Origin of the sequence: Nostoc sp. (genome assembly GCF_036917455.1) — a bacterium.
In the GTDB taxonomy this organism is placed as follows: Bacteria; Cyanobacteriota; Cyanobacteriia; order Cyanobacteriales; family Nostocaceae; genus Nostoc.
Window position 1 is genome coordinate 1 of record NZ_JBALDK010000102.1, and the last position, 12188, is coordinate 12188.

The 12188-nt window shown below is 41.0% G+C and carries 8 protein-coding genes and 1 pseudogene; 3 read left to right on the forward strand and 6 right to left on the reverse strand.

The annotated features are described in order from the left end of the window. The first annotated feature begins 199 nt into the window (after positions 1-199). Entirely contained in the window at positions 200-2530 is a 2331-nt protein-coding gene (locus tag V7K42_RS11645; RefSeq protein ID WP_334916285.1) for a transglutaminase TgpA family protein, read from the forward strand. 223 nt (positions 2531-2753) lie between these two features. Here the strand turns inward: V7K42_RS11645 and V7K42_RS11650 are convergent, their stop codons facing one another. Together V7K42_RS11650 and V7K42_RS11655 are read right to left on the reverse strand one after the other, a co-directional pair. Further along, positions 2754-3212 carry an endonuclease domain-containing protein gene (locus V7K42_RS11650; RefSeq protein ID WP_334916287.1) on the reverse strand — a complete coding sequence of 153 codons (459 nt, stop codon included), beginning with the start codon at positions 3210-3212 and terminating at the stop codon, positions 2754-2756. Between the two features lie 157 nt (positions 3213-3369). Beyond that, positions 3370-4050, reverse strand: a complete 681-nt coding sequence (locus tag V7K42_RS11655) for a uracil-DNA glycosylase (protein ID WP_334916289.1) — start codon at positions 4048-4050, stop codon at positions 3370-3372. A 191-nt stretch (positions 4051-4241) separates the two neighbouring features. Between V7K42_RS11655 and V7K42_RS11660 the strand changes: the two genes are divergently transcribed. Further along, positions 4242-4940 carry a phosphoribosyltransferase gene (locus tag V7K42_RS11660; RefSeq protein ID WP_334916291.1) on the forward strand — a complete coding sequence of 233 codons (699 nt, stop codon included), beginning with the start codon at positions 4242-4244 and terminating at the stop codon, positions 4938-4940. 218 nt (positions 4941-5158) lie between these two features. Here the strand turns inward: V7K42_RS11660 and V7K42_RS11665 are convergent. From V7K42_RS11665 to V7K42_RS11675, 3 genes and pseudogenes are all read right to left on the reverse strand, one after another. After that, a pseudogene (locus tag V7K42_RS11665) lies at positions 5159-6251 on the reverse strand (tetratricopeptide repeat protein). A gap of 266 nt (positions 6252-6517) precedes the next feature. Next, positions 6518-7360: a cyanophycinase gene (locus V7K42_RS11670; RefSeq protein WP_334916295.1), complete on the reverse strand. Its 843-nt coding sequence runs from the start codon at positions 7358-7360 to the stop codon at positions 6518-6520. A 353-nt stretch (positions 7361-7713) separates the two neighbouring features. Then, positions 7714-7917 carry a hypothetical protein gene (locus V7K42_RS11675; RefSeq protein ID WP_334916296.1) on the reverse strand — a complete coding sequence of 68 codons (204 nt, stop codon included), beginning with the start codon at positions 7915-7917 and terminating at the stop codon, positions 7714-7716. A gap of 307 nt (positions 7918-8224) precedes the next feature. Here V7K42_RS11675 and V7K42_RS11680 point away from each other — a divergent pair, with 307 nt between their 5' ends. After that, on the forward strand, positions 8225-10135 hold the full coding sequence (locus V7K42_RS11680; RefSeq protein ID WP_334916298.1) for an acetate--CoA ligase family protein: 1911 nt from the start codon (positions 8225-8227) through the stop codon (positions 10133-10135). 301 nt (positions 10136-10436) lie between these two features. Here the strand turns inward: V7K42_RS11680 and V7K42_RS11685 are convergent, their stop codons facing one another. Next, complete coding sequence (locus V7K42_RS11685) at positions 10437-12053, reverse strand: tetratricopeptide repeat protein (protein WP_334916300.1); 1617 nt, start codon at positions 12051-12053, stop codon at positions 10437-10439. Positions 12054-12188 lie beyond the last annotated feature (135 nt).

Sequence of the window (12188 nt, forward strand, 5' to 3'; positions counted from 1 at the left end):
ATGTCTACTGATTAGAGAATTAGGTGTTATAAAGTATTAAAACATATAAGTATTTCAGCGATCGCTCTTTGGAGAAAAACTTTTTGGTTTACTGTTAAAGACAGGATAAGAAAGCTTGCTGTAACGGGAATACTTTAAAGTAGGGCGAACAGTTTTGTCCTCAGCATTGTTTCCGTAGCATGTATAACTTAGACTCGAAATGCTCAACTTATCTAGGATGAATCGGTTTTGGCGTGTCCCTGTAGGTAATTTCTGGCGGCAAAATTTACAGAAGTCGCCTTTGACAGAAGTAGAAGATTCGATTTCTTTGCGATCGCTAGTCCTAGGATTGGTTATTTTGGGAATTGTGGCGACGGATATCGCCGCCGAAACTTCATTCAGTTTTTGGGCGTTACCCCTAAGTTTAGTGGGTGCGATTTGGAGTTACTATCGTCGCCATGATGCCAATGTTGCAATTAAGTTTTGCATTGCCATTGGTATGTTAATAGCACTCGGTAATTTCTTTGGGCGGTTAGTAGGAGAGTTGAATGATACGCGGCTGAGTTTGGCAGAGTTATTAATTCAACTTCAGGTGTTGCACAGCTTTGATACACCCCGCCGGAAAAATTTAGGTTATTCGATTGTTATAGGATTGATTTTATTAGGTGTAGCGGCAACGCTAAGTCAGACTTTAGCATTTGCACCTGTGTTGCTGTTATTTTTAGCGATCGCTCTACCAACTTTAGTATTAGATTATCGATCGCGCTTGGGTTTGCAGCCATTAAAAACTCAAAAGGAAAAACTCAACAAGAAAAATTCCTCAACTCTTAATTTTAAGTTTTTAATTCTAACTTTTTTGCTAATTGTCGCTCTAGGACTGGCAATTTTTGCTGTTTTACCCCGATTCCCTGGCTATCAGTTACGGAATTTTCCTGTAAGTTCTTCTATTCAAGTAAAAGGCAATTTCACAGGTCGTAGTATCATCAATCCTGGTTATGTCCGCCAAGGAAATGGAAATAATCAAGGCAGTGGTAGCGGTGGTACGGGACAAAATAAAACAGGTGAACCGGGAAAAATAGATAATAATTTTTATTACGGTTTTAATAGCCAGATTAACCAAAACTTACGTGGCGAGATGAAACCGAAAGTTGTGATGCGGGTGCGATCGCAAGCTGAGGGTTTTTGGCGAGTATTAGGATTTGATCGTTATACAGGTAAAGGATGGGAAGTCTCCCGGAATGAAAATGTTATGACCATGAGGCGATCGCCTTGGTCTTACCAAATTTTTCTGAACCGACCTTTGATTATCGGTAAAACCCAAGAGATAGTCCAAACCTATACAGTGGTGGACGATTTGCCTAACTTAATTCCGGCGATGGCTTATCCCAAAGAGATTTACTTTCCCACACCACTGATTGCGGTTGATACAGAAAATGGATTGCGATCGCCTGTAGAATTATCACAAGGTCTCACCTACACAGTAATTTCTGAAGTACCATACCGCGATCGCACTTTGTTAGGTGAAGCTTCTACTAATTATCCGCAACAGATTAAGAAGCATTATCTGCAAATTCCTCCCGAAATTGCCGAAAAAGTCCGACAGCGTACCGAAGAAATTCTTGCTGACTACAATCGGGAAGGGGTATCAAAGTCTTCTAAAAGACTGGATTCTCCCTACGAAAAAGTTCTTTACTTAGCTCAATATTTAAAGCAACGCTACTCTCTTCCGCAAAATCCCTTAGATTTGCCTTATTTGGGAGAAAAAGATGATTTAGTAGAATCTTTTTTATTCAAATATAAAGGCGGCTATCCAGACCACTTCTCAACAGTTCTCACGGTTATGCTACGTTCCGTTGGTATCCCAGCGAGGTTAGTAGCAGGATTTAGTGCAGGAGAATTTAATCCATTTACAGGGTTATATGTTGTCCGTAATACTGACGCTTATGCGATGACGGAAGTATATTTTCCCAAATATGGCTGGTTTGCCTTTGACCCTATTCCCAATCATCCTCTGATACCACCATCAGTAGAAGATACTCAGACTTTTAGTGTGTTGCGTCAATTGTGGCACTGGGTTGCTGGGTGGCTGCCTTCTCCAGTGACAGGTTTGTTGAATAATGTATTTGAGACAATATTTAGGTGGGTGATTACAGCGATCGCTTGGTTTTTAGCTTTATTCTCTCAAGGTTGGTTTGGCGTATTGACTGGTTTAATCTTGACAACTACGGCAGCTTTCTTCGGTTGGCTGGGTTGGGGTCAGTGGCGAGAGTGGCGCAACCGCCGATGGTTAAAGAAATTGCCAGCAATGGAGAGTCTTTATCAACAAATGCTGCAATGGACAAGCCAAAAAGGTTTAGGTAAGCATCCAGCACAAACACCTTTAGAGTATGCTAGAGGATCGTACCAGCATCATGCCCCAGCAACTGCTGAGGTAATAGATGAAATTTGTCAAGCCTATGTTGGCTGGCGTTATGGTGGTCATAGTCCTAACTTGAAGCGACTGCGAGAGAGATGGCAAGGTTTGAAAAAGGCTGGTAAGACTGATAAGTAACCCAAGTTGCAGGTTATCAACTGATGTGTGTTTGTTACCCCTCAATTGATGCGATCGCACTCCCGCCACCAAATTCAATTTACAGCCAAGATTTGCAAGACAACTCCCTCACTTGTTTCACGCGCTCAAAATCACTATCCTGTGAAATAATTGTCAAATTATGATGCAAAGCGACATAATTAGCCCCCTCATCGCTTGCGGGGAGGGGGTTGGGGGTGGGGTTCTATCTCTGCAACCAAGCACCAATATCCTGCAATACCCCCTCCATCCTCTCCAGAACATCCTCATTTCTAAATCGCACAACCTGCAACCCCAAACTCTCTAAGAATTCTTGACGGATTGCATCTTCCTGTTGGGTGTAGTCATGAATTTCGCCATCCACTTCCACCACCAACCGCGCTTCATTACAGTAAAAATCGACGATAAAACGGTCAATTGTTTGCTGACGGCGGAACTTAAAACCCAAAAGTTGTTTGTCTCTCAACTTCTGCCAAAGTAACTTTTCTGCTGGAGTTGCTTCACACCGCATCTGTCGCGCCAATGGCTTAAGTTTTTTCCAAAGTTCGTGTGGGGTTTGCCAAGGGTATCCCGGAACCCCACCCCCTAACCCCCTCCCCGCAAGCGAGGAGGGGGAATTGGAGTCGGTGAGAGACTCTGGCTTAGGGTTTTGATCTTGGGTCATTTGCGCGATTGGTGGTTAGCTAATTAATATTTCATGTATTATTCCCAGCGATCGCACTCTTAAAACCTCCCTAGCAGTCAAAACTCTGGCATCATCAAACATAGACTTGAAAAAAATGCAGTTGTAGTGTGCATTTATTTTGGATAATTCCACCAAATTAGCTGTTATTTTGGATTTCGTCTAACTTAGCCCGTACAGCCTGGATATCCTGCCACATCAACCATTTCGGCGCACCTCTTTCCTTAGAAGAGTTACGCAGCAAGTAGGAAGGATGAAAAATTGGCATACATAAACGTCCTTCCCACTCCAGCCACTGTCCGCGAATTTTCGTAATTCCTCGCTTATCGCCAGTGATGCCTTTGACAGCAGTTGCACCTGTTAAGAGGATTATTTTAGGGTCAACTAGGCGAATTTGTTCTAGTAAGTAAGGTAGACAAGCTGCCACTTCTGCTGGAGTAGGAACTCTATTATCTGGTGGGCGACATTTATTTATATTAGCAATGTATACATCCTGCTCAGTAGTCAGATTTACAGATGCCAAAATTTTCTCTAGTAACTGCCCCGATCTACCTACAAATGGTAAACCGGTTTCATCTTCATTTTGACCAGGCGCTTCTCCTATAACCATAATTGGGGCTTTGAGATTACCGCGTCCGACAACAGCATGAGTCCGAGTGTCTCCCAATGGACAACGGTGGCAGCGATCGCAATCCTGTGTCAACTCCGTTATGTCAGAATAAGTTCCGGGAGCGATCGCAATTTTCGCGTCTGTGGGAATCAGTTCTCGTTGGTTAAAGTTTGAGTCGTCGAAGAGGCTAAGTTGGGTTTCGCTGCTCATGAAAATTAGGATTTTGGCATCAGCACCATCTGTCTTATCTGAGTTAAATACTGCTCTAATTGGAGATTTATCAGAATAAATAGACTTTTGCTGAATACTTATTTTTTATACAAATCTTATTGTATCAGTTAATTTGAGACAAAATTCAGTCATGATAAAAGCAGTACCGTCCTAAGATGCTGGGGGAAACCATGTCACATACCCCATTTTTCGCCGATCGCACCCATGCGGGTGAATTATTGGCGCAAGTGATTCATGATGTTTTGACTCAGCAAACTATTGATTCTGGGGTAAAGCCTGTACCAATTGTTTATGCTTTGCCAAGAGGGGGTGTACCAGTTGCAGTCCCAATCGCACGGCTTCTGGATTGTCCGTTGACAATCGTCGTAGCCAAAAAAATTAGCCATCCAGAAAACCCAGAGTTAGCCATTGGTGCAGTCACTACTTCTGGAAATGTTCTTTGGAGCAATCAAAAGCTATTTCGCCCTCAACATGATACCCGATTGCGAGAAGTAGCTTTAAATAAAGCCATCAACCAAGCTAAGTCTCTTGAGGCTCAATTAATTACTGCTTGTCCGCAGGTGAATGCCGAGAATGCTACGGTCATTTTAGTCGATGATGGCATTGCTACAGGTATGACAATAGCAGTAGCGGCAACAGCCATCAAAATGCTTTTGCCAGCAGCAGTTTGGCTGTGTACTCCACTAGCACCACAAAAATTGCTACCTTGGTTAGAACAGTGGGGCGATCGCACAATTGTCTTGGAAACACCAGAATCCTTCTGGAGTATAAGTAATTTTTACGCCCAATTTCCCCAAGTTGATACATTAGAAGTTTTCAGATATCTCCAGCAACAAAATACAATAGGGCCAATGGATCTGTGTGAGTAATTTTGAATTATTAACTTTTAATTATTGCTCTCCCTCTCTTGCTTTTTAACGAATTTTGGGTATTTTGGTCAAGAGAGCTAACGTCATGAGCAAGTTTTATTTATGGCTCTTTCTAAATCTCCATTACGAATTACGTTAGCGTAGCGGTAGCGAGTCCGCGTTCGCTTTTAGTGTCTCGTAGAGAACGTCATTACGAATTACGAATTACGAATTACGAATTACGAATTATTTGAAGATGTTCCTTGTTGGTATTGCATAGCTTTGGCATAATCACCCAAAGCGTAGCAAGCGACCTTCAGACGCTCGAGAGCTTCTTCTTCACTGCGACGGTCTTTGATATTCCTAGCTAACAACAAACGTTGTTCATAATATGTAATTGCTTTGTTATAGTCACCCAAAGCTTCACAAGCAACTCCTAAACTACCTAAAGACTGTTCCTCGCTACGCTTGTCTTGAATCTCTCTAGCTAATTCCAACCGATCTTCATAATACTTAATGGCTTTAGGATAATCACCTAAAGCATAACAAGCATTCCCTAGATTCTTTAGCACCTGCAAAGCACTGCGAACATTTTTTAAGGAGCGTGCCAGTACTACACACTGTTCGTAATAGGCGATCGCTTTTGGGTAATTATTCAAAGCATACCAAGCATTACCCAAATTTTTGAGTACCTGTTCCTCGCCCCAGTTATCTTTGAGTTCCCGCACAATCTCTAGGCTTTGCTGCTGATACTCAATAGCCTGTGTAAAGTTGCTCAAAGCTTTATACACCAATCCCAAATTATTCAGTGCTGCCACTTGACTCCGTTTGTCTTGCAGCTGTTGCGTTATTTTCAAACACTTTTGCAGAAACTCAATAGCTTTATTATGGTCATTCAGATGACGGTATGAATTACCCAAATGGGAAAGTGCTTGCATTTGCAATACTAAATCTGAGGTGTTATTGAGCAAAGACAAACACTGCTCTGAGTAAGAGATAGCACCCTTATAATCTCCGGCGCTGTAAGTTACCAATCCTAAAAAAGAAAGCGCCTGTGCCTGTTTTTGCAAATCCCCAACTGCCTGAAATAGCCCCAAGGATTGTTGTAAAGACTTCAGCGCCGCTATTAATTCACCAGTTTGCTGCTGTTTAATTCCTTGCCGTAGTAGCTTGGACGCTTCCGATAAATTGTCATCACTTTCCTGTGGAAGTATTATTTCTGCTTGTGAACCAGAGTCAAATTCATGGGTAATTGTATTACGCTTCACTGGTTTTAGGTATGTTATGGGTAATTGTATTTTTCGCTCTGTTATTCCATTCGCCTTTAGGCATCACCCCCTTCCTGTTAAGTCTGGTGGTTAAATTTAGTGTTCCCAAAAGCAGAAGATATCTTTCATCAGGTGTTGTCCCTACGGTAAATCAAAGCTTTCACTGCCTTTTTGCGTAAGTCCTAATATATAATAATAAATCCTCCCTTTACTCTAAAAAAGAGGGGCTATATCCCCTATTCTTGAAAGCATTTGGAAGGATATTAAAAAGATAAATGTCACTAATCTACAAGTATTAATTATCAAACCTATTAAAAATTGGGTGTTGATTTAAGCAACAGATACAGGAAGATTTGCCACAGAGAGATTACCGGAGATGGGTTGGCGGGTTTTCAAGTCAAATTTGAAGCCATGTGGCAAGATATGAAGCTTTGCTCCGAAAATCGCCAAAGACTCATCCTTCAAAATTTCGCCCATATTGTTGTATGTAGCCTCTGATTCATCAACAATAGTCACCGCACCCTCACCAATCACTTCAATTTGGTTATCTGTGACGACCATAGCGGTATTTTCGTCAATACCGAACCCCAAAACAGCAGGTTCTAGTATTAAAGCTGAAATTAAGCGTCCCAAACGTCCGCGTTGGGAAAAATGTTGGTCAATTACCACTCCTGGTAAAAAGCCTAGACCAGGGCCCATTTCCACAGTTTCAATTCGAGCATGTGTCTGCGAATCACCTTCCACAATCATTTTATCTGGCATCACGGCCGCTCCGGCACTTGTGCCTGCGATAACTATACCTTCTCCAAACCGTTTATGAATCGCCGCATCGATTTCGGTATCCTTGAGGATGTTGGTGATCCGAGCTTGGTCTCCACCGGTAAAAAATATCCCAGTTGCTTTATTAATTGCTTCCAATGCGGTAGATGAAGATGCGTCTTCGCGGGTTTCTGTATCAAGAATGCGAACATTCTCAGCTCCTAACCGCTCAAATACTCTAATATAATTTTCTCCAACTTCTCTTGGTAATTCTGTCGCCGCCGTCATAATCGCAATGTATGCTTTTGTACCGCCAGCGCGTCGCACAAAGTCCCGCAGAATTTGGCAATCCCCTTCCTTATCCTCAGCTCCCCCAATAATTACTAGCTGCCGTTTGGGATTACTTTCCACCATGATGCCCCCTGATGTGAGTTAATAAATTTCACTAAACCATGACATACTAAGCTATCAAATCATCCCTATGGTAGATTACCTGATAGAAGGTAGTATCAAAATTTGTGTAGACGCAAAGCGGCTTGTCGTTAGACATCGCAGTTAGACCAAAAGATTTTTAAGGAAAAGTACATAGAAATAGCTTCCCCTCAAAATTAATTTTCCTTGAATAAATAACAACTCAAGAGCAACTGCCTCTAGAAGATATTTCTAGAGGCGTTGTTGACAATGTTGCTAATTGCCGATTGAAAATTTATTTTGTAATTGTTGGTATTAACCCTACCTGAGTGCCATTAGATATCTGATTATGAGTCTTAATGAATGCGACTTCTGTAGAGCAAGTTAGTCAAGAAAAAACGTGCTTGTTCTAGTGGGAGATGCCTAGGTTTGCCTTGATAGACAATTTGATACTCATCTAAGTCTGGCCCATCACCATGTCCAGAGATCAGCTTTTGGTGAAAAGCTTCCTCAGCAAGTTCTCGAATTTCATCTCTTAGAGCAGCTTGTGTGCTATTCATACTTTGCTGTCTTTTCAATACCACATATCTATTTATACAACTCGCTGATGGGTATTGCACCTTTCAAAGGTTATATCTTTGACTATTCATGAGGATGAAGTGACTATCTTAGCTGAGGAAGGGGGATTTAATTATGCCTTGAGATAGTTAAAAATGCTTACTAATAGGCTTAATGTAGGTTCTGATTAGATCAATGGCTTTGCCATCACTCTCTAAAATGAATGTGAAGCAACCTACAATCAATAAGTCTGAGTAACGATCGCTCAGTATATAAATTTCAGGGTGTTTAGCCAAAGGTTCGTAGTCAATGGTTCTACAAAAAAGCAGTGATTTAGTCCGCATTAATGCTAGAAGAACGGATGTATTCGATATTTTCAACTTCAAGCATTACATTGGGCCCAACCCCTATTTAGATACAGGGGCGCTAGTATTTGACTTTGCTCTAATTGACTCTAGAAAGCCTTTGCCCATTGAAGATTATATTGCAAGCATAGGCGATCGCTATCCAAATCTGGGCAGCCAAAGCTACGAATCCCATGCCCATCTGTTTGCCCAAGTTGTGTCCGAAGTCGGAAAACTGGACATGGATTTGCACCTTAACCATTGGAGTGTTAAACCATATCCAGATTTTGTGCGAATTAGCGTCCAATCAATACACGAACGCACAACTAGAGAAATACCTTATTTTGTTTGGGATTGGTTTGAAGCCATTACCCAAGACGAGAACTTTAACTTTGATGAGCAGCTAGTGAGGCTGCAAAATAGATTCCGCGCATCCGTCTATGGTGGCCCGACGGTCTACGCTCTATTGCGAACAGCCTACGAAAAAGGTATTCCCGCCTTTTATTTGTGGGAAGAAGGATTAATGCAATACGGCTTTGGAAAAAAACATGTCCGGGGAGTAGCGACAACATTTAACTGTGATAGTCATCTAGATTCGGAGTTCACCACCCGTAAGGATGACTGTAAGGCATTTTTAAAAACCTTGGGTTTCCCAGTCCCTGAAGGCGATATCGTCTTTACTGAAAAAGAAGCCTTGGCCACGGCAAGAAAAATTGGCTACCCAGTGGCGCTTAAGCCAGTGGTAGGTCACAAAGGAATTGGCGTTACGGCTGACGTACAAGACTCAAAAGAAGTGGAATTTGCTTATCAGAGAGCATTAGCAGCGATTCCTGAAGATCAATTAACTCGGATAATTGTTGAGAAAAGTATTTCTGGATCGGATTTTCGCATGTTGTGTGTCAATGGTAGATTTGTCGCCGCCACAGAACGCCGTCCAGCATCGGTTGTTGGTGATGGCTACTTGACGCTTGCAGAATTAATCCGCCTAGAGAACCGCAAACCTGCACGTTTAGACACGCCTACCTCACCCATGAGTAAAATTCAGGTTGATGAAGCGATGGAACTTTACTTAGAGGAACAGCGTTTATCATTAGACAGTGTAATTGAGAAAGGACGCACTGTTTATCTGCGTAAAGTTGCCAATCTTTCAGCCGGAGGTATGAGCATTGATGCAACCCAGACAGTTCATGCTGACAATATTATCTTGGCGCAAGATATTGCCCAACACTTTCAACTGACTTGTCTGGGGATTGATGTCATTACCAAAAGTCTTGCAGAATCTTGGAAATCGAGTAACTTCGCTATCCTAGAAATCAATGCTGCACCGGGAGTTTTAATGCATCTTAAACCTTCTGAAGGTGAAAGTGTTGATGTACCTTCTCATATTTTAGAAACCTTTTTTGAGTCGGGTACAGATGCGAGGATACCGATTATTACTTTTAATAAAATCTCAGTCGAAGAATTGCAAGAAACCATTGACCATATCCTCTTGCAACATCCCGACTTGACAGTAGGGGCCGTTTGTCGTGATGCAGTTTTTGTGAATCGCTCGAAAAAAGTCTTAAGTAAAAACTACAATAGCAACGTCCAAACTTTGCTGCGCCATCCCAAACTTGATTTGCTAATTGCTGAATACCCGGAAGAAATCTTAGATGAAGACGGGATGTTTTACCTGAGTAGTAATATCGTCGTTTTGGATAATCCCACCGAAACTGAAATGATCCTGGCGCGGGATGTCTTTGATAGTTCTACTGTGGTGATTAAAAAAGGTAACAGTATCTCTGTCCGTCGTAAAGGGTTGATTGAAGATTATACTTTGGCTGAAGATGAACCATTTACACGGGTTTATTTGAAAGAAACTGGAACGATTTTTTGAGTTAAGTAAGCGAATCCATTAGCTCCCCGACTTATTTAATAAGTCGGGGCTCTGAATTTATTGTTTAGGTAAAAGACGCGATGAATGGCCGTCTCTACATTGAAGAAGGCAGGAGGCAGAAGGTTAAATTTAGAAGGAGATTCAACACCGTACTTAATTGGGACCACAAAACAAGAAAATTTGGTGGGGGTCTTAAACCCAAGTTCGCTTTGGTCACGGGCTCCAGAGTAGAAAACAGTATTCCAACTGAGCCTCCTGCCTTCTGCCCTCTGCCCTCTGCCTTCCTTGATAAGTTGATTGCCTAGAATTTCAAAATATCTAATGATTCTTCGATTTCTAAATCTAATATTCTTTCTCGTGTATCTTTGAGCGCTTCTAGTTTACCCTCTTTCCGATAGATGTCTGCCGCTTTTTGAAAATCTTCAATTGCTCCCTGTTTATCTGCGATTTCTAAACGGATATTGCCACGATTGTAATAAGCATCGGCATGATTTGAATTAACCTGGATTGCTTGAGTATAATCTTCAATTGCTCTCTGAAAATCTCCTAAATCAGAACGAGCATTACCACGGTTGTAGTAAGCATCGGCATAATTAGAATTAATCTGAATTGACTGAGTATAATCTTCAATTGCTCCTTCAAAATCTCCTAAATCAGAACGAGCATTACCACGTTTTTTATAAGCTATGGCATCTTGAGGATTAATCTTGATTGCTTGGGGAAATGCCGACTGAGAACTTAATAAATAACGAGTAATTCCACGATTTTTATACGCATCAGCATAATGAGGATTAATTTTAATCGCCTGGGTATAATCTTCAATTGCTCCTTGGTTATCTCCTAGATGAGAACGAGCTTCAGCCCGGTTTTTATAAGCAACAGCAACATTAGGGTTAATTCTGATAGCCTCTGTATAATCATTAATTGCTTCTTCTAATCGCCCCAGTTGAGATAGAGCTAATCCTCGTTTATTGTAAGATTTGGCATCATGAATATTTATATAGATTGCCTGAGAATAATCTACGATCGCAGCTTCATAATCTCCTAGTTGATAGTGAGCTAAACCTCGTTTATAACATAAATCAATATCGCTAGATTTTACTTTTAACGCTTTAGTATAGTTAGCGATCGCATTGGGATATTCCCCTCTCTCAAAACATTCATCTCCCAATTTTACATAAAGTGCATTTAAATCTTCATTACTATATTCAGGTTGGAAAAAAGATTTGAGCAGCTGATTAGCTGGCTTAGACAAAATTTCCGGTTTCGGAAGATATTTGTAAACTGATGGCTGTTGCCGAGAAGAGTTATTTAGAGAAGATTGTAACTGTTCTAAATAACAAAGTAAGCCACCACCATACAGTAATTGGTCTATCCCAAAGGAAATTTTACCAGTCTTTAATTTAATCATCCGGGTTGGCAGAAAGCCAGCCAAAAAAAGGTGATACTGAGATTGTGCTTCACTCACATCTTCTTGAATAAAAATGCAAACTACAACTGCATTTTTTTCAACTTCTTCAGAACTAATCGACCATCTAACTCTATCAATATTACCGTGACGAGATTTAACCTCTATACCAATAGATGGGTCAGAAGTCAAGGTAAAATCTATATTGCCATCGCCGCCGAATCGCTTTTCATAATCGACTTCGGTAATAAAATCTGCTAAACGTTCTTTGACAACTTCCTCACCCAATTTACCTTTGAGATAGCTGATAAAAACGTCACGGACTGGCGAAACACGCTTATATTTCTCAGCCATCAACCAGCAAAATTCCCGTAGTGCCTTTAATCTTTCTCCAGATATTATAGTTAATTCACTATGTTGACCTTCTGTTTCACAATGGAGCAAACAACCAGATGTTAACCTTTTAATAAAATCAGACTGTAACGATCGCAGTAGCGTAATCCAGTCCATTGATGTTTCTGCGAATCTTTTGATGAGATTATTCTATTAAAATATCCAGTCAGCGTAAACCTTTAAATTAGCTTGGGTGATATTCTCTAAATTTGCTTAATATTATGTATAAAATATTAACTTAAATTAATGTAA